This window comes from Nonomuraea sp. NPDC005730, from assembly GCF_040630865.1.
Lineage (GTDB): Bacteria > Actinomycetota > Actinomycetes > Streptosporangiales > Streptosporangiaceae > Nonomuraea.
The window spans coordinates 58,688-83,689 of record NZ_JBEXYK010000005.1; the positions used below are offsets into that span (position 1 = coordinate 58,688).

Sequence of the window (25,002 nt, forward strand, 5' to 3'; positions counted from 1 at the left end):
AATCGGTCTACCTGGCTTCGGGGGCGGCCGTGGCCTCGCCGTTCATCTCCGAGCCCGGGAACCCGAGGGCCCCGAGGAAGAACGCCTCCCACCGCACCGAGACGCTGACCGTCACCTGCTGCTGCTCGACCGAGCAGGAGCCGCGGGCCACGCCGTCGCCACCCTGGGCCGCGACGATCTCGTCGGCCCTGGCGCAGACCTGGCCCTCGTCCAGCAGGGCGACCTCTCCGCCGGTGCGCAGGCGGTCGACATCGATCTTGTCCGCGCCCGCCCGCGCGGCCTGCTCGGCGACGTCGGCGGCGCGCAGCCGGGCGTTGATCGCCGCGCCGCCGTCGACCAGCAGCCCGGCCAGGAGGAACACCACGACCGAGAAGAGCACGGTGAAGACCGACATGGACCCCCGCTCCCCCGCCTTCACGGCTCCCTCCTGACGAGCTGCTCAAGGGGCACCACGGCGGTGCCCGTCAGCCGCTTGGTGCCGCCGAACCCCAGGAAGCCGAGGTCGAGCTCGCAGGTCACCTCCGCCTGCACCTGGCCGCCCGCCTCCCAGGTGGATCCGTCCAGGTTCACGGCGGTGGCGCCGCATTTGTCGTCGAGCGCGCTCTTGGCGGTGCTCTCCGCCGCGGCGCCGGCGTCGTCGAAGCCGCGCTGCACGGACGCGGCCCGCGCGGCGTCCCTGGCCGCCCCGTTGACCCGCCCCTGCGTCTCCACCAGCACCCCCGCCCCGACCAGGAACATGAGGAACAGCAGGAAGACGGGGGCGAGCATCACCGTCTCCACGGCCATCGAGCCCCGCTCGCCCGGCTTCATCGGCAGTCATCACCGCCGTTGTCGGGACGGAAGCACTCGATCGGCCCGCCCGCGGTCGCCGTGATCGTGAACGTGAGCGGCGGCAGCAGCGGCACGACCTGCACGGCGCTGCCCGTGACCGTGACGAAGCGCTGGTCGGGGTCGCGCTCGGAGGTGGTGGCCGCGGCGTTCTCCAGCAGCCGCGGGCCGACGGCCTTGACGATGCCGGTGGCCTTCGCCGTGGCCGCGCCCTGCCAGTCGCCCGAGTCGAACGGCGCCGACCTGGCCACCCGCGCGCCTTCCCTGGCCGCCGCCTCGGCGATCTGGCGACCGTGGAACCAGAGCGCGACCTGCACGACGAGGAGCGCGACCGCGAGGATGACCGGCATCAGCAACGCCAGCTCGATCACGGTCGCGCCCCGCTCACGAGTCTCCGCCACCACCGCCGCCGCCACCGCCGAACGTGCCCTGGATCTCGCTGGACTTCTGCTCGACCAGGGTCTTGATCAGCGTGGCCAGCCCGAGCGCGACGCCCGCGATGATGGCCGTGATGATCACCCATTCGACGGCGGAGGCGCCCCTGCTGGGCGCGGTGCGGGCGCGCTGGATCCGCACCCCCAGGTAAGCGGTGAGATAGACGATCCAGGGATGGTTCATCAGGCCCCCAACATCTTCATCGCGGCGGGAAAACTGAGAAAGATCACGAAACCGGCGCACAGGAGGAGCTGGGCCACGAGCATCGACTGCGAACGTTCGCCCGCGCGTCCCTCGATCTCGGCCAGTTCGCGCCGGCGCAGGGTGGCGGCCCTGGCGGTGAGCGAGGCGCGCACCTTGGCGCCGTCGTCGGCCACCAGGCCGAGCGCGGCCGACAGGTCGCGCAGCTCGTCGACGTTGATCTCCTCGCCGAGCTGGCCGAGCGCCTGCCACGGGGTGATGCCGACGATCCGGGCGCCGCCGAGCGCGTCGCGGATGCGGCCCATCGCCCAGTTGGGCTGCTCGCCGCTGACCGACACGGCCATCATCAGCGCCTCGGGCACGCCGCGCCCGCCCGCCAGGTTCATCGAGACCAGGTCGAGGAAGGCGCCCACGACGTGCCGGAAGTCGCGTCGCATGGCCGCGGCCTCCTTGCGGATCTGCAGGTCGGGCAGGAAGAAGAAGAGCAGCGCCACGAGCACGGCCGACCAGAACGGCACCGTGAACGACACGCCCCACCCCATGAGCGCCAGCCAGCCGAGCAGGATCGGGAAGGCCAGCAGGCCGCTCGCGGCGAGCAGCACCTTGGTGGCCAGGAACGCCTCGAACGAGCGTCCGAGCAGGGCCAGGTCGGACTTGACCGAGCGGGCCTCCCAGCCGCGGGCGCCATAGAGGCGGGCCAGGCGGGCGCCGAGGCCGCGGCGGAAGGCGCTGACCTCCTCCTCGGGCAGCAGGAGCTGGATGCGCGGGGCGTCGGCGTCCTCGCGCACGGCGTCGAGCGCCAGCAGCCGCGCCACCAGCCCGGGACGGGCCGGGAACAACGCGCGTACCAGCACGAACAGGCCGAGGCCGAGCACCGCCCCGGCCAGCACGCCCTCAACCATGGCCGCCTCCCCCCATGAGCAGCCGGGTCGGCTTGTCGAACCTGGCCAGCCGCCGCATCCACGCGAACCCGGCGCCGAACAGGCCGCCGACGACCACGAGCACGGCCTGGCCGAGGGTGGAGCCGTACTCGCTGACGTAGGCGGGGTTGAACAGGATGAGCAGCCCGGCGAAGACCAGCGCCGTGATCACCACGATCTGCACGCTGCGCCTGGTCGAGCGGCGTTCGGCCTCGACGCGGCGGCGCATGTCGAGCTCTTCGCGGGCCGAGACGGCGAGCGCCCCGAGCACATCGCGCAGGCCGGGGCCGCGCAGCCGGGAGTTGAGGATGAGCGCGGCGATCACCAGGTCGGCCGAGGGGTCGTCGAGCTCGTCGGCGAAGCGGGACAGCGCCTCCGGCAGCGCCATCCGGGTGTGCAGGCGGTCGACCATGGCCCGCAGGTGAGGCCGGAGCGTGGGCGCGGCGGCCCTGATGGAGGACGGGATGGCCTGCTCCAGCCCGGCCGCCCCGGCGATGGTGTCGCGCAGCGACTCGGTCCAGGCGGCCAGCCCTTCCAGGCGGCGCATGGCGGCGCGTTCCTCGGCCGCGCCGCCGGACAGGCCGCGCCAGGCGAACACGAGCAGCACCGTGCCCACCGCCATGACCGGCCAGCCCGTGACCACCAGGACCAGGCCGGCGGCCACCGCGGCGACGGCGGTGCGGGTGGTCAGCATCTTGACGAGCGGGCGTCTGGGCTGGGACGGGCGGCGGCGCAGGCCGTACAGGGCGAGGAAGAACAGGAAGAGGCCGCCGCCGGCGGCCGCGCCCGCCACCATCGCGAGCGGGTCGAGGTCGAACGCCATCCTCACCAGCCTCCCGGGTTGTATCCGTGGGCGACGAGCTCCTCCAGGCACGAGACCGGCGCGTGCGGGACGCCCGTGCCGTCGGGACCTGGCGCGAACACCTCGCTCGACAACACGCGTCCGTCGCAGCCGTTGACCTCGCGGATGCTGGAGACGTAGCGGCGCAGGGTGCCGCCGACGTGGTAGTCGTTGCGCTTCTCGATGAAGACCACGAAGTCGATCGCGCCCGCGATGAGCATGTGGGTGGCGTCGATGGGCAGCCGCTCGCCGGCCTGCAGGGCGTAGGTGGCGATGCGGTTGAAGACCTCCATGCTGGAGTTGGCGTGGATCGTGGACAACGAGCCGTCGTTGCCCTGGGTCATCGCGTTGAGCATGGTGACGATCTCGTCGCCCAGCACCTCGCCGACGATGACGCGGCTGGGGTTCATCCGCAGCGAGCGCCTGACCAGCTCGGCCATGGAGATCTCGCCCTGCCCCTCGGAGTTGGGCAGGCGCTGCTCGAAGGCGACGACGTTGGGATGGAGCTCGGGGAACTGGTCGAGGCCCAGCTCAAGGGCGCGTTCGACGGTGATCAGGCGCTCGCTGGGCGGGATCTCGTTGGCCAGCGCCCGCAGCAGGGTGGTCTTGCCGGCGTTGGTGGATCCGGCGATCATGAGGTTCTTGCGGGCCGCGACGGCCGCCGTCAGGAACCTCCCGATCTCCGGACCGATCGTGCCGTTGCCGGTCAGGTCGGACAGGAAGACCTTGCCGAGGCGGGAGCGGCGGATCGACACGGCCGGGCGCACGGTGACGTCCATGACCGCGCTCAGCCGGGAACCGTCGGGCAGCCGCAGGTCGAGCTGGGGGTTGGCGGTGTCGAACGGCCTGCTGGACAGCCCCGAGTACGCCGCCAGGATCTGGATCAGCTCGACCAGCTCGTCGTCGGACTCGGCGACCGGGTCGTGCATGAGCTCCTGGCCGTCGGCGTAGCTGACGAACACGCGGTCGCAGCCGTTGATGTCGATGTTCTCGACCTCGGGGTCGTCGAGCAGCGGCTGGAGGCGGCCCACGCCGAACAGCGCGGCGTGGATGCCGGCCGCCAGGGCCTCCTCCTCCTCGATGGTGGGCGGCGTGCGGCCGAGGCCGATCTCGTTGCGCGCGTGCTCCTCCAGCACCTGCGAGATCAGCGCCCTGGCGAACTGACGCTCGTCCTCGCCGGACATCGGCGGGACGCCGCTCGCCTGGTCGATCCGGCGCTGCTGGGCCAGCCGGTCGCCGACCTCCTGGCGGAAACGCTTGACGAGCGAGTGGTCGATCATCGGTGGCTCACCAGCCTCGCGGCGAGGTCCCGGGCCGTACGGATGAGCAGGGACCGGTCGAGCCGGCCGCCCCACTGTCCGCGCAGCAGCTCGGCGCCCTTGGGATCGTGGGCCAGCCCGTGGACGAACTGGACGATGGGACCGACGATCCTGCGCACGTCTTCGATCGAGGCCCGGTAGTTGCGCGGGTCGGCGATCACGACGACGCCGTGCGCCTTGGTGATCTGGAGGCGTTCGCGCAGGTGGGCGACGTGGTCGAGGGTCGCCCTGGTGAGCAGGAGCACCTGCTCGGCCTCGGCGAGGAGGTCGGCGATCTGGGGGTGGGAGCCCAGGCGGCCGCAGTCGGCGATCACGTCGGCGTCGGGGATGGCGGCCAGCGACCTGCCCAGCGGGCCCCAGAGCCAGGTGAGCCCGGCCGCCTGCTCGCCGTGGGTGAGCCCGGCCAGCACGTCGAGCCCGCCGATGATCTTCTGCGTGTGCTGGTGGATCTGAGCGGGTTCGAGGCCCCTGCGGGCGGTCGCGCCGAGCGTGAGCAGGCCCTTGCCCGGGTTGAGCACGCCGCCGTCGGCGGCGGGCAGGCGGTAGGCGAGGTCGCCGCCGGCCGGGTCGCACTCGGCCAGCAGCACGGGCCGCGGCCACACCGCCGCGAGGGCGGTGGCCGCTGTGGTCACGCCGGGCGCGCCCTTGTCGGCGGCCAGAACGATCAGCGCCACGTCAGCGCGCTCCCGGGAGCTCGGCCACCGCGATCTCTCCGCTGGAGGCATAGGCGAGTATTTGCGGTGAGTCGGAGGAATCGACGATCACGGTGATCTGCCCGGAATTACCGCCGGTTCGGTTCTTGTCGCCCGTGCTGAACACGAGCGCGCTCTCGGCGAGTACGCGGCTTTGCCCTTGAGCCGTCCGGTTCGGCACGTACACGACCTGTACGCGGTCGCCCTGTTGAATGCCGGCGGGCATTTGGCCAGGTTTGAGGGCGAGGCCGACGGTCGCCTTTCCCGGGCCCAGTTCGTCGCTGGCCTTGCTGCCCATCCGGTTGGTCAGCAGGGTGCCCGGCAGGATCGTGACCGCGGCGAAGCTGTCGGTCACCTCTGACCGCCGGGACCAGGCGACGTAGTCGACGCCCGTGTCCGAGGCGATCTTCACCTCTTCGAACATGCCGTCGTCGAACTTCTGGCCCGCGCCGACCTGCTGGGTGATCCTGATGGCGGAGACGCGGTCGCCGCTGCGCAGCACGAGCAGCGTGGTGGCCAGCGCTCCGCCGAGTATGAGCAGGACCGCCAGCGCGGCGAGGGCCGGCTTGCGTTCGCGTGGGGGCACGGGGAGCTTGCGCGAGGCCGGGCCGGACAACCCCGCCGCCGCGTTGTCGGCGACAGGTTTTTCACTGGTCCTCATGGGTGGGGGGCTCCCATTGTGAAATGCGGAATTCACGCCCATTATGTGGGGCGGCCGGGTGGGGCGTGGGCGGAATGCGAGGACCCATGCTCGTTTCGCAGGTGGCGTGATGTCAACCCGGAATAATCAATGCCTATTGTCTCTACCAAGTTGACGAATACCGATTTATCGGCATGCTGGTCACAGTTTTATCTTGAGTCGCAGTAATCACAGCTTTTTCATGCTTGATCGTGGCGCTGGGCGCGCGGGTTATCCACAGAACCGCGTTCTCATGCCGGTGGCGTCAACCGGGACGCCTACTCTCGCTTCTGGCGCTACCTTGGCGCCCGAGGTCGAGCGAGGAGACGGCACATGCGGATCATGCTCACCGTGCTCGGCGAGCAGGGCGACCGTGACGTCGTGATCGACGGCGACGGCGGCGCCACGGTGGCCGGGGTGACCGAGGCGCTGAGCGGGCGCACGTCCATGGCGAAGGTCGTCCACCTGCCGCGGACGCGCGCTCCCTACGGCCTGGCGCCCGAGGCCGAGGTGCGGGGCCGGGTCGAGGCGCGCATCCCCCGTCCGCGCGTCCCCGACCGGCTCGACGTCCCCGCCGACGTCCCCGGCGATTCCGGTGCGCTGCTCTGGCGTGACGGGCGTCCGCTCGATCCGCGGGCGCCGGCGGCGGCCGTCCTGCGTGACGGCGACAAGGTCACGCTCGATCCGCGCCTGGCCCGAGCCACCGTGGTCGAGGAGCCCGGCGGGGTGGCCGAGGTCCGCGTGATCGGCGGCCCGGCGGCGGGGGCGGTCCACCGGCTGGGGCTGGGCGTGCACGTCATCGGGTCCGACCCGACCTGCGCGATGGCCGTCGCCGACCCCCTCCTGGCCGCCGAGGCCGTCGCCGTGCGGGTGACACCCGACGCGATCACCGTCGAGCGGGCGCACCGGCAGAGCCCCGGGCAGACCTCCAGGCTCAAGCTGAAGGGGCGGTGGGCCGAGGAGGTCGCCGAGCTGACCGCGCGGGTCGCCGAGCGGGAGGCGGCCGAGCTCGCCGCCGAACAGGGCGACGTGCCCGAGCTCGACGGCAGGCCGCTCACCGGGCCCGCCGAGTGGCCCGACCAGGCGGTGCTGACCTGCGGGTCCTCGGTGTTCGTGCTGACCTCGATCGAGCCGAAGGACGCCCACCTCGCTCCCAGGGGCGAGGGCGGGCTCGCCTACAACCGGCCGCCCAGGCTGCGCCGCCCCGAGCCGGAGCGCAGGTTCGTCAAGCCCAAGGAGCCCACCAGGTCCGAGGGCATGCGGCTGCAGTTGCTGGCCGCGCTCCTGCCCGCCGTGCTCGGCGTGACGCTGGCCTTCGCCCTGCACGCCCCCTACTACCTGCTCGTCGCCCTGATGACGCCGATCATCATGATCGGCCAGTGGGTCAGCGACCGCCGCCACGGCAGGAAGAAGCACAAGCAGGCGCTCAAGGAGTTCGGCGAACGCGTCCGGGCCTACGACGAGGAGGTCGAGCAAGCCAGGGCCGCCGACGAGGTCGCGCGCAGGTCCGACGCGCCTGACCCGGCCCAGGTCCTGCTCACGGCGACCGGGCCGCGCAGGCGTCTGTGGGAGCGCCGGATCCACGACGCCGACTCGCTGCGGCTGCGCGTCGGCCTCGCCGACCTGCCCGCCAACCTCGACCTGTCGGAGGAGCAGGGCGGTCCGATCGAGCCGCCGCTCTGCCGCGCCGTGCCGGTGGCGCTGGCCATGCGCCGGCTCGGCGTCGCGGGCGTCACCGGCCCGCGCGGGGCCGCGACCAGCCTGGCCGGCTGGCTGATCGCCCAGGCCGCCACCCTGCACAGCCCGCGCGACCTGGCCATCGTGGTCGTGTCCGCGCGCGCCGACGGCGAACGCCGCTGGGGCTGGACGCGCTGGCTGCCGCACTGCGCCCCGCGTGCGGGCGAAGACTGCGTGGCCCTGGTCGGCACCGACCCCGAGTCCGCCGCCCGCCGCGTCGCCGAGCTGGCCGCGCTCATCGACGAACGCCAGAACACCGCCATCCCCGAGTTCGGCAAGATCCCCACAGGCTGGGACGATCTGGGCGGTCCCGAGAAACCCAGCTTCTCCTCCTACGACGTCCGTCCCCACGACGTCCTGGTGATCCTCGACGGCGCCCAGATCCTGCGCGGCCTGCCCAACATGCCCCAGGTCCTGCGGCAGGGCCCCCGGTCCGGGGTGTTCACCCTCGCCATCGACGACGACCAGCGGCTGCTGCCCGAGGAGTGCCAGACGGTGGCGGCATGCGGCACCGACGGCCTCGTACGCCTGCTCGGCGGCGGGCTCGACGTGATCGGGCCGGTGCTGGGCGACCTGGTCTCGGCCGCCTGGTGCGACCGGCTGGCCAGGGCCCTGTCCCCCATCCGCGACGTGAGCCGGGACGACCCGTCGGGCAACCTGCCCGGAGCCGTCCGCCTGCTCGACCTGATGGGCATGCCCGCTCCCTCCGGCAAGGAGCTGGCCGGCCGGTGGCGGGCGCGCGGCACGACCGAGGCGCTGATCGGCGTCGGCCCCGACGGCCCGTTCTCGGTCGATCTCAAGCTCGACGGCCCCCACGGGCTGATCGCCGGCACCACCGGCGCGGGCAAGTCCGAGCTGTTGCAGACACTGATCTGCTCGCTGGCGGTGGCCAACCGGCCCGACCAGCTCACGTTCGTGCTGATCGACTACAAGGGCGGCGCGGCCTTCAAGGAGTGCGTACGCCTGCCGCACACCGTCGGCATGGTCAGCGACCTCGACGGGCACCTGACCCAGCGGGCCCTCGACTCGCTGGCGGCCGAGATCCGGCGCAGGGAACGCCTGCTGCTGGCGGCGGGCGCCAAGGACATCGACGACTACACCGGCCAGGCCCCCATGCCGCGCCTGGTGCTGATCATCGACGAGTTCGCCGCGCTGGTGGCCGAGCTGCCCGACTTCGTGGCCGGTCTGGTGGACATCGCGCGGCGGGGCCGTTCGCTGGGCATCCACCTGATCCTGGCCACCCAGCGGCCGGCCGGCGTGGTCACGGCCGACATCCAGGCCAACACGTCGCTGCGGATCGCGCTGCGGGTGACCGAGCCCGCCGAGTCCACCGACGTCATCGACCTGCCCGACGCGGCCGCGATCTCCAAGTCCACCCCTGGCCGGTGTTACGTGCGGTCGGGGGTGGGGGCGGCGATCGCCGTCCAGACGGCCAGGGTGGGCGGGCGCAGCCCCGCGCGCGTTCCGTCCGCCGGCGGGCCGGCCGGGCGGGTGCGGGTGCTCGACGTGGACTGGCGCTCGCTCGGCAGGCCGCTGCCGCCGCCACCGGAGCCGGCGGAGGAGTCGGCGGTCACCGATCTCGGCCTGGTCGCCGATGCGCTCGTCGAGGCCGGCCGGTTGGCGGGCGTCCCGGCCCAACCGAGCCCGTGGCTCGACCCCCTGCCCACCCAGCTGGTGCTCGACCTGCCCGCCACCCCGCCGGTGCCCGCCTCGTCGGAGGGCTCGCTCGAAGCCGGGCTCGCCGGCCCTGCGTCGCCGTACGAGGGGGGTGGTGGGGGGTTCGGGGAGGTGGCGCCGTTGGCGTTCGGGGTGACCGACCGTCCGTGGCGGCAGGATCGTTGCCCGCTGGCGCTCGACCTGGCCAACGGCGGCCACCTGCTGATCGCGGGCGCCCCGCGTAGCGGCCGCTCGACGGCGTTGCGGACGATCGCGGGCGCCATCGCGGCCCGGACGTCGCCCGCCGACGTGCACGTCCATGCGGTGGACTGCGGCTCGGGCGCGCTCCTGCCCGTCATGGCGATGCCCCACTGCGGCGCCGTCGTCACCCGCGACCAGATCGAACGGGTGGAGCGGCTGCTCGGCCGCCTGCGCGCCGAGGTGGGCCGCCGCCAGCAACTGCTGGCCGAGGCTGGCCATGCCTCGCTCGCCGAATACCGCCAGGCCGGTCACCGCCTGCCGTGGCTGGTGTTCCTGCTGGATCGCTGGGAGGGCTTCGTCGCCGCGTTCGAGAGCTACGACTACGGCCGCCTGATCGAAGCCCTGCTCCAGCTCCTGCGCGAGGGGCCGGCGGTGGGGTTGCGCGCGGTGGTCACCAGCGACCGGTCCGGCCTGCTCGGCCAGGTCTCGACGGTCTTCGACGACCGCCTGCTGCTGCGCCTGTCCGACACGTCCGACTACGGGCTGGCCGGGTTCCCACTCAAGGGCCTGCCCGCGTCCATGCCTCCGGGGCGCGCCGTGTCGCTGGGCGAGCACGGCATCACCGAACACCACATCGCCCTCCTCTCCGCCGACCCCGCGGGCCCCGCCCAGGTCGCCGCACTGCAGGCCCTGGCCCGCAGTGCGAGCCCGCAGGCCGCCGGACGTGGGGGGCGGCGCGGCGAGGGCGAACAGCCGCTGCGCGTCGACGCGCTGCCGATGCGGGTCACCGCGTCCCAGACGATGGACCTCGATCCGGCGTTCACTCCGCCGTCCCCGCTGTGGGCGCTGGTCGGCGCGGGTGGGGACGCGCTCACCCCGCTCGGCGTCGACCTGCTGGCCCACGGGCCGGGCGCGGTGATCGCGGGGCCGTCGCGTTCGGGGCGGTCGTCCGTCCTGGTGACGGCGGCGCGGTCGCTCATCGCCGCCGGCACGCCGGTCGTGGCCGTCGCCCCCAGACGAAGCCCGCTGCGCGACCTGGCGGACGCCGTGGCCGTCCTGGACGGGAACGCCGCCAACCTCCCCGAACTGGTCGCGGACCTGGGCCAGTACGTCGTGGTCGTGGACGACGCCGAGCTGGTCAACCCGGACTCACCGCTGGGCACGTCCCTGGAGGAGGTGCTCCGCTCGGGCAGGGATGGCGATCACGGCCTGCTGATCGGCGGCTCCACCGGTGACCTGGCGGTCGCCTATCGCGGGTTCGTCGCCGAGACCCGCAAGTCCCGTACGGGCGTGCTCCTGTCGGTCCAGGGCCCGACCGACGGCGACCTGTTCAGCATCCGCCTGCCCCGCGGGGCAGGCGGCGGCCCTCCGGGCCGCGGCCTCCTCGTCACCACCGGCAACATCACCCCCATCCAAACAGCCCTCCCAGACACTCCCTGACCCCACCCAAGCCGCCCACCCACGCCTCACCCCGAGCCGCTCACCCCGAACCGCTCAGCCATCGCCACCTGGCCCATCCCGCGTCGCCGCCCCTCGCGAGCCGCGCGGGTCCAGCGGCCGGTTCACGAAATCTGAGACCAGGCTCGTCGGCCAGCAAGGTGTACATGCCCGTCCACCCCGAGCCAGCCCCTCCTGAGTCACCATCGCGTGCGAGCCGACGCAGGTTCGAAGGTCCATGTCTGGCGTCCGGGATCGGGCTCGTCGGACGGGAAGGTGTGCAGGCCCGCGCCGGCCTTGCGGGGCCCGCCGCGTGTGGGCCATGAGGGTTTCGGGGGGTGGTGTGTGGGTTCGGGGTCAGGAGTCGTCGGCGGGGAGGGTGTACATGCGGACGTACAGGGGGCGGGCGTCGGGTGGGGCCTCGTCAGCGGGGTGGCCGTATTTCAGGAGCAGGGCTACATAGGCGTCGTGGAACTCCCTGAGCTCGTCCTTGGTCATGCGGGCGAGCCCTCGGGAACCCTTCACCCAGTCGGGGTCGGTCTGCCAGGCGGCGGGGAGGCGGTCCAGCAGGGCGCGGTCCTCCTCCAGCCCGATCCGGTGGAACTCGGTGAGGACCGCCTGATCCTCCGGGCCGAGGTCGCCGGGCTCGGGGAGGCGGATGTCCCTGGGGAGCTTGGCGCGGCGCCACCAGCGTTCGCGGCCGGAGGAGCGTTCGGGGATCTCCTCGATGAAGCCGTACTTCTCCAGTTGGCGCAGGTGGTAGCTGGTGGTGCCGGTCTTGGCGCCGAGCAGCTCGCCGAGGGTGGTGGAGGTGGCGGGGCCGTGGATGTTCAGGTGGGTCAACATGCGGCGGCGCATGGGATGGGACAGGGCCTTGAGCCGGTCGGGATCGTGGAGCACCAGGGGCTCGTCGTCCTTCATGAGGAGCAGGCTAGTCCTTGAGAAGGATATCTGCAGACATGTCTTTGCCGAGAACTCTCTGCAGACTACTGTCGGCAGTATGCGAAACGTCTTCACGGCCTCTGCCGCCGTCTCCCTCAGCGCCGTTGCCGGTGCCCTGTTATGGCTGAGTACGCCCGGACTGGGTCGTGCCGCCCCCGCCGCCGACCTCACTCCGAGGACCGCAACGACCGCCGGCCGCACTCCGGACGCCGCAACGACCGCCGATCTCGCTCCGAAGGTCGCAACGACCGGTGAAGGACGGGTCGCCGCCGGGGCCGGGTCGGTCCTGCTCGACCGCGCGGGTCCGGCGGTTCCCGGCGGCCTGGCGGTTCCGAGTGACCTGACGGTCCATGACGTGACGTTCCGCGGCAGCGGCGGGCTGGAGCTGCACGGCAGCGTGATCAGCCCGTCCGCCAGCGCGACCAGCCCCTCCGGCGCCGACAGCGCGGCCCAGTCCGGGGGTACGGGCCGGGTCGGGAGTACGGGCCAGACCGGGAGTACGGGCCAGGTCGGAGGTACGGGCCAGACCGGGAGTACGGGCCAGACCGGAAACATTGCTCAGGCTGGAAACACGGGCCAGAGCGGGAGCGTGACCGGGTGGGGCCGGAACAACCCAGCCGGGGAGGGGCGGAACGATCCGGCCGGGGAGGAGGCGAACCGTGGGGCTGGGCGGGCTGGGGTGGTGTTGGTGCATGGGGCGGGGACGGGCACGCGCCGGGAGAAGCTGCTGGGTGAGGCCGTCGCCTTCGCCCGGCAGGGCCTGACGGTGCTGATCTACGACAAGCGCTCGGCGGGCTACTCGCTGTTCCACCGGTCGTACGCGCAACTCGCCGAGGACGCGCTCGGCGCGGTCGCGACGCTGCGCAAGGAGCCGGGCGTCGATCCCGGCAAGGTCGGCATCTGGGGGCTCAGCGAGGGCGGGTGGGTGGCGCCGCTCGCCGCCTCGAAGTCCAAGGACATCGCGTTCGTGGTGGTGGTCGGGGCCAACGCGCTGCAGCCCCTGCGGCAGCAGTCGTGGGCCGTGGCGGCCGGGTTGCGCAAGGCGGGGGTCGGCGGGTCGCTGGTCGAGCACGCCGAGCCGAAGCTGTACCGGGTGATCGCGGACGGGGGCATGTTCCCGGAGCCGTACTACGATTCCGAGCTGGTCCTGGCCGCGGTACGGCAGCCGGTGCTGGCGATCTGGGGCGTGCACGACCTGCTGACCCCGCCCCGCGAGACGCCGCCGCTGTTCCGCGCGGCGTTGGAGAAGGGCGGCAACAGGCGGTACACGTTCCGGTTCTTCGCGAAGGCCGATCACGCGGCTCATCTGACCCCGGACGGCGGCATCACGCGTCTGCCCGAGCTCGCTCCCGGTTACGCCGAGCTGGTGGGCGGCTGGGTGGCGAAGGCGACCTCGGGTCAGGCTCCGGTCGCGGAGGTGTCGGGGCCCGCGCCCGTCCAGGCGGAGGACTCCGTCGGGGCGCCGCCTCCGGCGTGGTGGGAGTCGGCCTTCGCGCAGACGGTGGTGCTGGCGCTGTTCCTGGCCGGGTTCGCCGGATATCCGGCGGTCGCCGTGGTCCGGCGGATCCGGGGGCGGGGCACGCCGGTCAGGGGGACGGCGGCGGCTCGGGTGGTCAGCGCCGGAGGGCTCGCGGCGGCGCTCGGCGGGTTCGCCTACCTGTTCTATCTGATGTCCACCGGCGGGAAACTGGCCGCGCCGGGGCCGATGCTGCTCGGCAGGCCGCTCGTCTGGCTGGCGCTGCAGGCCGTGGCGGTGGCCACCGTCGTGGCGACGGCGCCGGCGGCGCGCAGGTGGCGGCGGGAACGTGCGACCGGCGAGCGGGTACGGCTGGGCCTGCTCGTCGCGGCGGGTGTGGCCTTCGTTCCGTGGGCGTTCTATTGGGGTTTGCTGCTTCCGTAGGGGTTCATGACACAAGAGCGTTCTATGCTGATCCCTGCGAAACGGGAGAGGTGAGATGCAGACCCGGAAGGACCTCTACCAGGCTCATCGGCTGATGCAGCAGCGCCTGGGCATGGCGTTGCTGCAGGCTGAGCCCGATGTGCCGGAGACGCCCATGCGGCGGCACAACGTGGCGATGTTCTGCGGCGTGCTCGTGGGCGTGCTCATCGCGGCGGTGTTCGGCATCTGGGGGCTGCTCAAGCCCGGCGGGGCGACGAACCTGACCGAGGCCGGCCAGCTCCTGGTCGAGGAGGAGACCGGCGCCACCTACGTCTACAGCCAGGAGCAGGCGCGGCTGCTGCCGACGGCCAACTACGTCTCGGCGCTGCTGCTGCTCGACGCCACCGACTTCAAGGTGCGCAACGTCTCCGCCGCGTCGCTGGCGACGCTGCCGCGCGGGCCGCTGGTGGGCATCGCGGGCGCGCCGGACAGCCTTCCGGCCCGCGAGAAACTGGTCAAGGGCCCGTGGTCGGCCTGCGTGACCGAGCCGGCGCAGGCCGCCGGGGCGCGGGGGCCGTACGTCACGCTGGTGGGCGGACAGGACGTCGGCGGGACACCCGTGGGCGGCGAGGCGCTGGTCGTCACGGACGGCCAGCAGGGCTGGGTGGTCTGGAACGACCGGCGCATGAAGGTGACCGACACGGGTGTGCGCGCGCTCAACGCGCATCCCAGAAGGGTGCCCTCGACCTGGATCAACGCGATCCCTCCCGGCCCCGACTTCATGCCGCCGCCCATCACCGGCCTGGGCCGGCGCGCCGTCGCCCCCGGGGGCGGCAAGGGGGCGGTCGGTCAGGTCTACACCGTGAAGGGCATGGGCGGGGCTCCCGACCGCTGGTACGTGCTGCTCGCCGACGGGCTCGCCCCCGTCAACCTCACCCAGGCGACACTGCTGCTCGCCGACCCGAGGACCAAGGCCGCGTACGGCAGGCGCGCCGCCGTCCCGCTCGAGATCGACGCCGCCACCGCTAACGGCAGGACCTCCCGCCAGACCCTCACGGTCGGCGGCCTGCCGACGAGCCTGCCCAAGACGGTCACGTCCTCGGCGGCGCTGTGCGCGGTGTACGCCGACACGCAGAACGGCTCGGCGCAGGCGAAGATCACGGTCGGCGCGACGATGACCATCCCCGTGCCCGCGGCCCGGAGCGACCAGGAGCACTTCGACCAGGTGCTGCTGCCCGCCGGAGGCGCGGCGCTGGGCGGCCTGCTGCCCGGGGACGGCCAGAAGGCGTTCATGCAGACCTACTTCCTGCTCACCGACCAGGGCAGGAAGTTCGCGCTGCAGACCGGGGACCAGATCAACAAGCTGGGGTACGGCGCCGAGGACGTCACGCCGGTGCCCTACAACCTCGTCCACCTGATCCCGGAGGGCCCGGCGCTCGACCCGACGGCGGCGCGCTCGCCGGTGCAGGTCACGGCCCAGTGAGCGGCGCCCCGGCCCGGCGGCGGACGCCGGGCCGGGGCCGCCGGACGGGGTGCGGGGCTAGATGAGGCCGCTGCCGGGCAGGTTCATGCTCGGCATGCCGCCGTTCTTCCGCTGCAGGGTGCCGGGCGCCCCTTCGGTGGTGGGGGACGCGTACTTCAGGTCGGTGGGCGCGAAGTCGGGCTTGGGACGTCCCTTGTCGATGTTCTGGGTCATGAAGGCGCACATGCCGTTCACCGCGACGAGGAGGCCGGTCAGCATGGCCACGGACTTCATCTTCTTGCTGACGACGCTTCTGAGTGCCTGGCCGAGCGCCGTCAGGAAGCTGCTGATCGTGACCTTGGCCGCGACCCTGCCCACGGGGAAGAGGTAGGACACCACCTCATACGCGGCCAGGGCCGCCATGGCGACGCTCACGACGCAGGCGACCTCGACGGCCCAGTGGTAGAGCGTCGCCATATGGTTCATGCCGTCGCCGACGCCCTTGAAGTACGTCGAGGTGACGTCCAGTTGCTCAGCGAACTGGTCCACGGCCTCGCTGAACACGAGGAAGGCGGGCCCCTTCCAGTACCCCTTCTCCTCGATCACCGTCTTCAGCTTGACTAGCTCGTTCTTGATCTCGGGGAGGTGCTCCGCGGTCGCGCCGACGGCGGGCGCCGCCCATTCCACGGCCGCCTTGGCGATGTCCCCGGGGTTGGACACGAGCGTCCCGATCAGGAGCGCGATGTTCCTGGCCATCGGGTACTGGCTCAGCACCACGGCGGACGCGCTGGCCACGGAGGCCGCCGTGATGATGCGCCACCGGTCGCTTTCGTACTCGCCCATCTCGCCGTCCCCTTCTCACTCGCCGAGGACCGGCGGTGCGATGTCCATGTCGTCGAGCCAGTCGTTCTCGTCGCCGCGCACGTACTCCGGCTTCTCCCGCTCGCGGTTCTGCTCGTTGCCGGCCGCGCCGCCCGACATGGGCATGAACGGCATGCCCGACATGCCGGCCGCGCCGGCGCCGCGCAGGCCGCCGGCGCCCGCCGCGCCCGCCCCCGCGATGGTCCCGCTGCCGCCCGAGGAGCCGGCGTAGCCGCCGGATGTGGGGAACTCGGTCGGGATGCGGCCCGGGATGTTGCCGGTGCCGGGGATGGCGGAGTTCAGGGCGGCGGGGTCGAGCCCGGCCAGCTTGGTCTGGGACGGGTCGGGAACGTTGCTCTTCAGGTCCGGCATCTCGGTGTTGTGGTTGAGCTGGTCCGCGATGGACGGCGTCTTCGGAAGGCCGGTGTTGACCGAGTTGGGGTCGGGGTAGTCGGGCTTCGGCAGCTTGTCGTCCGGCAGCTTGTCCGTCGGCAGCTTGTCCGTCGGCAGCTTGTCGTCCGGGAACTTGTCCTTCGGCAGCTTGTCGTCGGGGAACTTGTTGTCCAGGAGCTTGTCGTCGGGGAACTTCTTGTCCGACAGCTTGTCGTCCGGGATGTCCATCGGCGGCATGCCACCGCCGCCGCCACCGCCGAGCTTGCTCAGGTCGGGGCCGCCCGGCCCGCCCGGCCCTTCGGGTCCGCCGGGCCCGGCGGGATTGTCGTCGCCGGTCGTGCTGATCAGGCCGTCGTTGTCCTTGTCGACCTGCTGGTAGTTCTTCTCGAGCTGCTCCAGCGCGGTCTTGTAGTCCCGCAGGGCGGTCCTGGCCATGCTGATCGCGCCGGTCGCGCCTTCCTTGATCTGATCGTGGGCGTAGGACAGGCCGATGCCGACGATCCCGAACCCGGGGAAGTCGACGTGGATCCCCTTCGTGTTCGTCTCGATCTTGCCCATGCCGGGCTCATGCTCGGCCATGTTGCCGCCGAGCTCGCTGATCTTCTTGTCCTTGAACTGGATCGTCGCTCCGGTGAGGGAGCTCCCGTACGGGTTTTGCCCCAGACCAGGGGTGGCGTTCTCTCCTGCCCCCATCTCACCCTCCCTGTCCGAAAACTGCGTTTTGCACAGTCCTGGCTACGATATCGACAAATATCGACTTTTAGCGTGAACACTTTGCGAATGATCTAGACTCGCTGTTGATCAGGATGGCAGCCTTTCCCATATGCGGATCAAGACCCTGATCGTGGGCGTGTGCGGCATCGCCGCGCTGCCCCTCACCGGCACGAGCGCCGCCGGCGCCAGCGCCGCCGTCGTCCACCAGCTTCCGTTCCCGTGCGGCGAGACCTGGACCGGCGACAGCAATGACAGCAGCGCGCACACCGGTGGCTACGAGATCGACTTCAACGGCTCGTACGGCGACGGCAACAACGACATGGGCCGTACCGTGGTGGCCTCGGCGGCCGGCAAGGTGATCATGTCGGAGTACCGGACCGCCGACGGCTTCGGCAACGTGGTCAAGATCCGGCACGCCGACGGCGGCGTGTCGCTGTACGCCCACATGAAGAAGCGCACGGTCTCCGTGGGCGCGAACGTCGCGCAGGGCCAGCAGGTCGGCCAGGTGGGCAACACCTCGGCCAAGTACAAGGGCATCATCGCCCACCTGCACTACGAGCAGCGCACATCGTCGGGCAAGATCGTGCCGGCCCGGTTCAACGGCACCACCTTCGGCTACAGCCACCAGACGATCAAGTCGAACAACTGCCGGGGCGGCGGCGGCACGCCCGCTCCCGCCAACCCGGGCAAGCCCAGCACCGGCGGCAACCCGTACTCGGCCGAGCAGGTCTGCGGTGCGGGCTACAAGCAGATCGACTCCGCGCCGCTCGGTAACCAGGGCCGGGTCGTCCTGCTGTACTCGGCCTCCACCGGCCAGAACTGCGTCACCACCCTGCGCAACAGCGGCTCGGGCAAGGCGGCCGTGCGGGCCTACCTTGAGGTCAAGGGCAAGGCCAGGAGCACCGACGCGGGCAGCTACCAGTACTACGCCGGTCCGGTCCGGGCCAAGGCCTCGCGTACCTGCGTCAAGTGGGGCGGCGCGGTCGGCTCGAACGCGTACGACAGCCCCTTCGAGCACTGCGGCTGACGCGCCGGAGGCGGGCCGGTCGCGAGGATCGGCCCGCAGGTGTGGTGCGGCGGCTCCGGGCGCCGGGCGGGCGAGCACGCAGTGCGGCCTCAGGTGAGCGTGCTCGGCGTGGTGCCCTCCGGGCCGCCCCACACGTCGTCGTCCTCGGCGAGCCAGGTCGAGTTCTCGTTGTCGTTCTTCTCCCCGCTCTCGCCGCCACGACCGGGCATTCCGCCCATCATGCCGGGAGGGACCAAGCCGGTGCCGCCGCCGGCGCCGCGCATGGCGACCCCGGCGGCCCCGCCCTGGCCCGCTCCGAAGCCGCCGCCTGCGGCCCCCGCTCCCGCGCCGCCGCCGCCGTAGGGCGAGCCGCCCGTCGTCGTCGTGGGATAGGCGCCGTTGGGCATCCCCGACAGGGACGGGTCGTACCCGGCCAGCTTCGTGGTGCCGTCGCCGGTGCCCGACGGCAGGCCGGCGGTCGAAGTGTTCGGCGCGGAGCCCAGCGAGCCGCCGTTCAGGGCCGAGGAGTCGGCCCCGCCGTACGGGTTGTCCCCGGCGTCGTAACCCGGGACGCCGCCGGCGTTCAGGCCGGAGCCGTTCGTGCCGGAGCCGTCGGGGTAGTGGACCGCCGGGTAGGCGCCCGATCCCCCGTCACCCGGCACCTTGCCGTCGATCTCCCCGGGGCCGCCCGGCACCGCGTCCGGGCCGAACGAGGACAGGGCGAGGTTGCCCGGCCCGCCCTTGCCGCCCAGGTCCGGCGCGCCCGGCGCGCCCACGCCACCGTTGTTGAAGTCCGGGAGCTCGGGGACGCTCGGGTCCGGCAGCGCGATCTGGAGGTCGAGGGGCAACTGCTTGTAGTTCTCGACGATGCGCTCGTTGACCTTCTTGAGGTGGTCGACGGCCCGCTTGTCGCCCCGGTACAGCCGGTAGAACGGCACCCGCCCGGCCCAGTCCACGTCGCGGTCCGAACGCGAGTCGTGGTCCATCGACTCGACCACGTTGGCCTGCGCCCAGTGCAACGTCTCGCCGTACCCGTGGAGCGGGCGGCCCATCTCGCCGAGTTTCCCGGCCAGCTCGCGCACGCTGGCGTGCAGGCTCTGGAGCTGCTTCTGCGTCTCGACGGCGGCCGGGCCCGTGTAGTTCTCGGCCAGCTCGGCCGCCTTGGTCTTCAGGTCACCGGCGAAGCCGTTCAGCAGCGCCTCGGCCCGGGTGTAGTAGAGGCCGGCGAGCTTCACCGACTCCGGGTCGGTGGCGTCGATCCACTTCTTGACCTTGTCGAGCGTGTCGGTGAGCAGGCTCCCCATGAACGACACCTCCGGGGTGGAGGTGTCGACCGGACCGAAGTCCTCGATGAGCGTGATCTTCTGCTTCTTGAGCTCGGCCACGGGTGTCAGGCCTCCCGCCGCGCGGCGGCTTCCTCGGTCGCCTGCTCGGCGCCGCCGGATGCCTTGGAGATGTCGAGCAGAGCCTCCACCGTGCTGTCGCCCTGCGTGACCATCGCGGCGTACAGGCCGCCGCTGGAGCCCAGCTCGCCGATCAGCTTGGCGTAGGCCGACTTGATCGCCAGCGCGAAGTCCATGGCGGCGGGCCACTCGCCCATCTGGTTCGGGCTGAGCGCGCAGTAACGCTGGAGATCGGGCAGCGAGCCGGCGCCGGCGGGCAGCTGCGGACCGGGGGCCGTGTCACCCGGCGCGGTCAGGTACTGCGTCACCGGCGGGGGCGAGGGCGTCTTGAGCTTCTTGAGCAGCTCGTTCAGCTCGCCGGCGATGCGCTTGATCTCCGTGCGGTTGGTCAGGTTGTCCTTGTCCCCGTCGAGGCCGGGCCAGTTGGGGTCCAGTTCGAGCGCCATGGCCGCCTCCTTAGCCGATCACCGGTGAGATGGAGCCCTCCTGGTGGCTCCACACGTCGTTGTCCTCCTTCAGGAGGGTCGAGGTCTCGACCTGTCCCTCCTCGGGGGCCGGTCCGCCGCCACCGCCGAACGGCATGAAGGGCATGCCGGCGCCGCCCATCGCGCCCGTCCTGGCCGCCGCGGCCGCGGGCGCGCTCCCCTGGGCGTACGAGCCGGGGCCGCCGATCACCGCGGGCGTCCCCGCGGACGGCGAGGGGTAGGCGGGCTGGGTCACGAGCGGCTGGTTCACAGTGCCGGGGTACCCGGGGGTGGTGGTGCTCGGGTGGTAGCCGGCGGTCTCGGTGGCCCGCGGGTCGCGGGTGTCCACGTCCTGCGGCTGGGTGGCGCGGTCGTCGGTGGTGTTGTTGTCGAGCACGGGTGGCGTGGTGCCGTCGCCGGTGGTGGCCGAGCCGCCGGCGCCCGATCCGGCGCCCTGGCCGCCCGACGGGTCGGAGCCGGGCGTGTCCGTCCCTGGCGTGTCCGTCCCGGGGGTGTCGCCGCCGGGGGTGTCGCCGCCGGGGGTCTGGTCGCCGGGGCGGGGGTCGGTGCCGTTGCCGCCGTCATGGCCGCCGGTCCCGCCGTTGCCCGAGCCGCCGGGGCCGCCCGAGCCGCCCGATCCACCGGTGCCGCCGTGCGTGCCGCCGCCGGTCGAGCCGCCTGTGCGGCCGCTGTCATGGCCGCCGCCGGTCCAGTACGAGCCCTTCGTGTACGGCGAGGGGTCGGTGAGCGGCATGTCACGTTCGGGGGCCGGCGCCTCGGCGGGCTTCACCTCGGGCAACTCGACGACGACGCTCTCCGGGATCCGGAAGTCGTACAGGTCGACGATGTGGTTGTTGAGCTTCTCCAGCGCCCGCCGGGCCACGTCGGCCTGCATCTCGGCGGGCGACTTGGTGGCGCCGGGCGTGGGCTCCGGATAGTTGTGCGAGGTCTGGGGCCCGAGCACCGGCGGCGTGTACGACGGCGACGGCGTCGCGGACGGCGGCTTCGGCGCCGCGCCCGCCGAGGGCTGCGGGACGGCCGCCTTCTGGTTCTTGGCGGCCTCGACCTCTTCGATCGCCTTGGGCAGGTAGTCGCGCCCGTACAGGATCAGCGCCTCGGACATCTTGTCCATGGCCTCGGCGATCTCGCGCCCGGAGGCGTTGAGCAGCTGGAGTGCCCGCTGCGCCTGGGCGGAGGTGTCCGACCGCCAGGCGCCGGACAGATCCTTGCCGATCTGGGGCAGCGCGTCGGCCACCCCGCGGATGACCTTGGCCACCTGCTTGTAGGACAGGCCCCGGTCGTGCACCTCCATGGCGGAGGTCGCCTTGAGCCATCCTTCGATCTGTTCCCGCGACGCGGTGACCGGCTCGCTCTTCGGCCGCCGGGAATTGTCACGGATGTCGACCTTGCGCTCAGCCAACGCTGCTCACTCTCGACCCGGGTTCGTCTTGGCGTAACTGTCGGCGCTGTCCCTGATGGCCTTGACCAGCTTCTGGCAGCACTCGACATAGTCCTGGTACAGGGCGGTCAGCAGCGCTCCGCGGCCCTCCATCGACACCAGGCCGCCGGGGTCCGGGCCGGTGCTGCCCACGCTGTGCGCGAGGGCGCTGGCCGCCGGCCACCGCCCTATGTGCTCCTCGCCCAACGCGAAGTACCTCGTGAGGGTCTCCACCGAGCCGGTGACGCCGTCCCTGTTGCCGCCGGCGCCCTGCGTGAGCGCCAGGGCGATCTCCAGGTCGTCGGCGATGGCGCGCATCCTGCCCACGTTGTAGTAGAGCTCGGCGTCGGTGTCGTCGAGCCCCGGCCACGGTTCGGGTTCAAGCCCGGCCATGATCCCCCCTCACCAGGCTCGGCCACCGCGCGGGTGGCCGAGCAGAAGACGTCAGCCGTCGTACCAGATGGACTTGTTGCGGTTCTCGGCCGCGCGGTAGTTCTCGTTCGCGATCTGGACGGCCTTCTGCAGCTCGTCCAGCTGCCCGCGCATCTGGGCGGCCGCGGCCTGCCACTTCTGCTCGTGCTGCCGGAAGAACGTCTCGGCGCCGTCCGGGCCCTCCCAATGGCCGGCCAGGTCGTTCTTCAGCCGGGCCATCAGGTCGTCGGTGGCCTTCTCGAAGGAGCCGAGGATCTTGATGAAGTCGCCCTGGGCGAGCTCCATGTGCCCAAAGTTGACTTTGGTGAAGTCGAGCTCAGCGGACACCGCGGTCCCCCTCCTACTTGATGTCGACGTTGATCAGGGACTCGACGCGGCCCATACCGGCCTGGACGTCCTCGTCGGCCGCGGAGTAGACGACCGCGTTGACGCCCATCTTGTCGGCGATCCCCTCCAGGTCGGTCCGTACGTTCCGCATGGAGTTGTCCCAGTTGACCATGGCGTTCTTGAACCTGGCCGCCGCCGGGCCGAGCCATCCGGTGTTGAGGAGACCGTTGGCGGTCGTCTCAACCGACACCCTCAGACCCTCGATGTACTGGGCGGTGTCCACCACGTGGCCAGAGGCCACCTTGATCTGGCTCGGGCTTGCCCCAAAGAATTCGGACACTCGTCACCTCCGTAACGATCATTTCGGTCGCTTACCCATATAAGCACCAAAGCCCCCATGAGTAACAGCCGACTCAATGGCCAAGATGTAACAACTTCTCGACATGTCAGCAAACGCCCTGGTCAATCACAGGTCCAGTTCGCGGCGGATTCTGTCGAGTTCTCCCATAACGTCCTCGAAGGCCCGTTCGTAGCTGGCCTCGGCCTTCCGGACCTCGCGCAGCGCCCGGTCCGGGTTCTCCAGCATGCGCATCGGGTTGCCGCTCACGCCGAACATCTCGGTCAGCAGCTCGTCGGCCTGCCGTCTCAGGTCGGCGGTCGCCGCCGCGACGGCGTCCTTGATGCGCTCCGACAGCTCGGCCGCGCTCAGCCGCATCGCCTTCGGCTGGATGTCCAGGGTGCGCAGGCCCTCCTGGGCGTACTCGACGACGACCAGGTGCCCTTCGTCCTCTCCCCTGCCCACCAGGGCGGACATGGCCCTCTGCAGCTCCTCGGACTTGCTGAGCTGCTCGTCCATGCTGCTCAGGAGCCGGTCCATGTCGATGTTGCCGAAGTCCCCGAAATCCGTCACCGACACCATCCCTCCCATAGGGCACATCCGTGCGAGTTAACCACAATCAAGGCTTCGTGGTGTTCACTTCGGGGACGACCCAGTCGAAGTTCTGGTAGCCGGCGGGCAACTGGCCGGGCGCGGCGGGCTCCTGGAAGGAGGGCAGGTTCTTGGCGTTGATCGTGGCCCGGCCGAAGTCGATGGCGGCCGCGCCCTCCGGCAGCACGAAGCCGAACTGGTGCTGCTTCCTGACCAGCGTCCCGAGCACCTGCATGCCGCCCCTGAGCAGCTGCGCCAGCGCACCCGTCATGACCGCGGCGGCGCTGATCATCGCCGTGCCGACGAGGTGCTCCAGGATCATCCCGGCCGCCGCTACCTGCGGGACCGGCATGATCTTCATCCGCAGGGCCGCCAGCAGCAGCGTGATCCCCGACACGACCGTCGAGCCGATCTGCATCCAGTAGTTGCGGACCCCGGCGGCCACCTCGTCCAGCACGCCGCCGATCTCGCCGAACGAGTTGCGCAGCGCGCCGATCTCCTGGTGGAACAGCGCCTGCACGCGGCCGAACTCCGTCTGGTCCGCGGCGATCCAGCCGGTCCTGGAGGTGGCCAGGATCTGCGGCATGAGGTTCTTCACGCCGTCGTCGAGGCGGGCGCTGATGCCGTACTTCCAGGTGTTGGCCGCCTCGGCCATGGCGAACTCGTCGGCCGCGCCCACCGCCACGATGCCCGCCACCGCCACCAGGTACGGCGAGAACCGGCCCACACTCCTCAGCAGGTTCAGCACCCTCGTGCTGAGCGACTCCGCGGAGCCGGCGCCGGCGCCGACCGGGCCGAACTTGCCGGTGGCCGGGTTGAGCGGGACCGACGGCGTTCGCGGCGGCCCGACCGAGCCGCCCTTGTTGACCGCCTTCAGCAGACCGCCGCCGCCCGAGCCGCCCCGGCCCTTGTTGATGGCGTTGAGGTAGGGGTCGCTCATGCGCGGTACTGGATGATGCTGGCGTCCTCGGCCGCGCGCCAGTTGCGCTCGCAGACGGTCAGCGCGCCGCACCAGCCGTCCAGGGCGCCCTCGGCCTCCGTCATCAGACCCTCGGCGCGGTCCATGACGGCCTCGTACGTGCCGCCGATGATCAGGTTGCCCAGGACGCCGAAGCCCAGGCCGTCCACGGCCGTGAGCGGGACCAGGCCCTTGACGAAGCCGATGATCTCCTTCTTCAGCTCGGACTCCACCCGTTGCCGCGTCTTGCCGATGGTCGCCGAGGTGATATGGATTTCCCGATTCGTTGCCACGACGCCCGATTGTTGCGGCGCTTTGCCCCTGTTTCAGCACTCCTTGCGCGGTTTTCTTGATCACTTCAGAGCCCGGCCAGCCGCCGCTCCCCGTTCGTTAACCTCCGGGCGGTGGCGTGCCGACATGGACCCCATCGACTTCGACCCCGACGACCTCGACCGCGTGATCAGCGAGAGCGAGCGCTCGGTCCGCAACCTGGCCGGCGCGCTGGACGAGCTCAGCCAGGTCACCGGCCAGGGCGAGAGCCGCAGCGGCGCGGTCACCGCACGCGTGGACGCGGGCGGCCGCCTGGACGACCTGCGGCTGGCGCCCAGGACGAGCCGGATGGAGCTGGACGAGCTGACCGAGGAGATCCTCCAGGCCGTCCGCGCCGCCCAGGACGACCAGGCGCGCCGGCTCAGGGACGTGCTCCCGCCCACGTCGTTCGGCGGCCTGTCGGCCGCGGCCGTCACCCGGCAGTTCGAGGACCTCCAGGACGGCTTCTCGCGGCAGATGAACGACCGCCTCGACGCCCTGGAGACCATCCGCCGCCGCGCCCTGTCGGACGGCTGAGCC

The 25,002-nt window shown here is 71.7% G+C and carries 26 protein-coding genes; 5 read left to right on the forward strand and 21 right to left on the reverse strand.

The annotated features are described in order from the left end of the window. Positions 1–7 precede the first annotated feature (7 nt). From ABZ444_RS09640 to ABZ444_RS09680, 9 genes are read right to left on the reverse strand one after another with little or no spacing between them, the layout of a single operon-like run. Positions 8–418, reverse strand: a complete 411-nt coding sequence (locus tag ABZ444_RS09640; protein WP_357970005.1) for a flp pilus-assembly TadE/G-like family protein — start codon at positions 416–418, stop codon at positions 8–10. Continuing rightward, on the reverse strand, positions 415–810 hold the full coding sequence (locus ABZ444_RS09645; protein WP_357994569.1) for a TadE family protein: 396 nt from the start codon (positions 808–810) through the stop codon (positions 415–417). Before ABZ444_RS09645 ends, ABZ444_RS09640 begins: the two co-directional genes overlap by 4 nt. Then, entirely contained in the window at positions 807–1,229 is a 423-nt protein-coding gene (locus ABZ444_RS09650) for a TadE family protein (protein WP_357994570.1), read from the reverse strand. Before ABZ444_RS09650 ends, ABZ444_RS09645 begins: the two co-directional genes overlap by 4 nt. Then, positions 1,213–1,446, reverse strand: coding sequence for a hypothetical protein (locus ABZ444_RS09655; protein WP_357969997.1), 234 nt, complete (start codon positions 1,444–1,446; stop codon positions 1,213–1,215). The genes ABZ444_RS09650 and ABZ444_RS09655 overlap by 17 nt, the downstream gene beginning before the upstream one ends. Then, positions 1,446–2,366, reverse strand: a complete 921-nt coding sequence (locus ABZ444_RS09660; RefSeq protein WP_357994571.1) for a type II secretion system protein — start codon at positions 2,364–2,366, stop codon at positions 1,446–1,448. The genes ABZ444_RS09655 and ABZ444_RS09660 overlap by 1 nt, the downstream gene beginning before the upstream one ends. Next, positions 2,359–3,207, reverse strand: a complete 849-nt coding sequence (locus tag ABZ444_RS09665) for a type II secretion system F family protein (RefSeq protein ID WP_352325815.1) — start codon at positions 3,205–3,207, stop codon at positions 2,359–2,361. Before ABZ444_RS09665 ends, ABZ444_RS09660 begins: the two co-directional genes overlap by 8 nt. A 2-nt stretch (positions 3,208–3,209) precedes the next feature. Continuing rightward, complete coding sequence (locus ABZ444_RS09670) at positions 3,210–4,505, reverse strand: ATPase, T2SS/T4P/T4SS family (protein ID WP_357994572.1); 1,296 nt, start codon at positions 4,503–4,505, stop codon at positions 3,210–3,212. Beyond that, the gene (locus tag ABZ444_RS09675) at positions 4,502–5,218 is read right to left on the reverse strand and encodes a hypothetical protein (protein ID WP_352361875.1); all 717 of its coding nucleotides are present in this window, start codon (positions 5,216–5,218) and stop codon (positions 4,502–4,504) included. Before ABZ444_RS09675 ends, ABZ444_RS09670 begins: the two co-directional genes overlap by 4 nt. A gap of 1 nt (position 5,219) precedes the next feature. Next, a complete protein-coding gene (locus tag ABZ444_RS09680; protein ID WP_357994573.1) occupies positions 5,220–5,897 on the reverse strand; it encodes a hypothetical protein in 678 nt (225 codons plus the stop codon). 351 nt (positions 5,898–6,248) lie between these two features. Between ABZ444_RS09680 and ABZ444_RS09685 the strand changes: the two genes are divergently transcribed. Continuing rightward, entirely contained in the window at positions 6,249–10,949 is a 4,701-nt protein-coding gene (locus ABZ444_RS09685) for an FtsK/SpoIIIE domain-containing protein (RefSeq protein ID WP_357994574.1), read from the forward strand. Between the two features lie 354 nt (positions 10,950–11,303). Here the strand turns inward: ABZ444_RS09685 and ABZ444_RS09690 are convergent, their stop codons facing one another. Then, the gene (locus ABZ444_RS09690; protein WP_357994575.1) at positions 11,304–11,867 is read right to left on the reverse strand and encodes a helix-turn-helix domain-containing protein; all 564 of its coding nucleotides are present in this window, start codon (positions 11,865–11,867) and stop codon (positions 11,304–11,306) included. Positions 11,868–12,570: 703 nt separating this feature from the next. On the opposite strand from ABZ444_RS09690, the gene ABZ444_RS09695 reads away from it, so the two are divergent. Both ABZ444_RS09695 and eccB read left to right on the forward strand, forming a co-directional pair. Continuing rightward, the gene (locus ABZ444_RS09695; RefSeq protein ID WP_357994576.1) at positions 12,571–13,788 is read left to right on the forward strand and encodes a prolyl oligopeptidase family serine peptidase; all 1,218 of its coding nucleotides are present in this window, start codon (positions 12,571–12,573) and stop codon (positions 13,786–13,788) included. 55 nt (positions 13,789–13,843) lie between these two features. Next, complete coding sequence (gene eccB, locus ABZ444_RS09700; RefSeq protein ID WP_357994577.1) at positions 13,844–15,250, forward strand: type VII secretion protein EccB; 1,407 nt, start codon at positions 13,844–13,846, stop codon at positions 15,248–15,250. Between the two features lie 57 nt (positions 15,251–15,307). Here the strand turns inward: eccB and ABZ444_RS09705 are convergent, their stop codons facing one another. Continuing rightward, a complete protein-coding gene (locus ABZ444_RS09705; protein WP_357994578.1) occupies positions 15,308–16,072 on the reverse strand; it encodes a hypothetical protein in 765 nt (254 codons plus the stop codon). Positions 16,073–16,087: 15 nt separating this feature from the next. Then, the gene (locus ABZ444_RS09710) at positions 16,088–17,176 is read right to left on the reverse strand and encodes a hypothetical protein (RefSeq protein WP_357994579.1); all 1,089 of its coding nucleotides are present in this window, start codon (positions 17,174–17,176) and stop codon (positions 16,088–16,090) included. A gap of 130 nt (positions 17,177–17,306) precedes the next feature. Here ABZ444_RS09710 and ABZ444_RS09715 point away from each other — a divergent pair, with 130 nt between their 5' ends. Beyond that, complete coding sequence (locus ABZ444_RS09715; RefSeq protein WP_357994580.1) at positions 17,307–18,224, forward strand: M23 family metallopeptidase; 918 nt, start codon at positions 17,307–17,309, stop codon at positions 18,222–18,224. A gap of 89 nt (positions 18,225–18,313) precedes the next feature. Here ABZ444_RS09715 and ABZ444_RS09720 read toward each other — a convergent pair whose 3' ends face one another. The 9 genes from ABZ444_RS09720 to ABZ444_RS09760 form a co-directional block, all read right to left on the reverse strand. Next, positions 18,314–19,588 carry a hypothetical protein gene (locus ABZ444_RS09720; protein WP_357994581.1) on the reverse strand — a complete coding sequence of 425 codons (1,275 nt, stop codon included), beginning with the start codon at positions 19,586–19,588 and terminating at the stop codon, positions 18,314–18,316. Positions 19,589–19,593: 5 nt separating this feature from the next. Further along, complete coding sequence (locus ABZ444_RS09725) at positions 19,594–20,052, reverse strand: hypothetical protein (protein WP_357994582.1); 459 nt, start codon at positions 20,050–20,052, stop codon at positions 19,594–19,596. Positions 20,053–20,062: 10 nt separating this feature from the next. Next, on the reverse strand, positions 20,063–21,490 hold the full coding sequence (locus ABZ444_RS09730) for a hypothetical protein (RefSeq protein WP_357994583.1): 1,428 nt from the start codon (positions 21,488–21,490) through the stop codon (positions 20,063–20,065). 6 nt (positions 21,491–21,496) lie between these two features. Continuing rightward, positions 21,497–21,901: a hypothetical protein gene (locus tag ABZ444_RS09735; RefSeq protein WP_357994584.1), complete on the reverse strand. Its 405-nt coding sequence runs from the start codon at positions 21,899–21,901 to the stop codon at positions 21,497–21,499. 51 nt (positions 21,902–21,952) lie between these two features. Beyond that, a complete protein-coding gene (locus ABZ444_RS09740; RefSeq protein ID WP_357994585.1) occupies positions 21,953–22,267 on the reverse strand; it encodes a WXG100 family type VII secretion target in 315 nt (104 codons plus the stop codon). Between the two features lie 13 nt (positions 22,268–22,280). Continuing rightward, a complete protein-coding gene (locus ABZ444_RS09745) occupies positions 22,281–22,607 on the reverse strand; it encodes a WXG100 family type VII secretion target (protein WP_357994586.1) in 327 nt (108 codons plus the stop codon). 126 nt (positions 22,608–22,733) lie between these two features. After that, positions 22,734–23,177 carry a YbaB/EbfC family DNA-binding protein gene (locus tag ABZ444_RS09750; RefSeq protein ID WP_357994587.1) on the reverse strand — a complete coding sequence of 148 codons (444 nt, stop codon included), beginning with the start codon at positions 23,175–23,177 and terminating at the stop codon, positions 22,734–22,736. A gap of 46 nt (positions 23,178–23,223) precedes the next feature. Continuing rightward, complete coding sequence (locus tag ABZ444_RS09755; protein WP_357994588.1) at positions 23,224–24,135, reverse strand: hypothetical protein; 912 nt, start codon at positions 24,133–24,135, stop codon at positions 23,224–23,226. Then, a complete protein-coding gene (locus tag ABZ444_RS09760) occupies positions 24,132–24,446 on the reverse strand; it encodes a hypothetical protein (RefSeq protein WP_357994589.1) in 315 nt (104 codons plus the stop codon). The genes ABZ444_RS09755 and ABZ444_RS09760 overlap by 4 nt, the downstream gene beginning before the upstream one ends. Before the next feature lie 124 nt (positions 24,447–24,570). On the opposite strand from ABZ444_RS09760, the gene ABZ444_RS09765 reads away from it, so the two are divergent. Next, a complete protein-coding gene (locus ABZ444_RS09765) occupies positions 24,571–24,999 on the forward strand; it encodes a YbaB/EbfC family nucleoid-associated protein (protein WP_357969943.1) in 429 nt (142 codons plus the stop codon). Positions 25,000–25,002 lie beyond the last annotated feature (3 nt).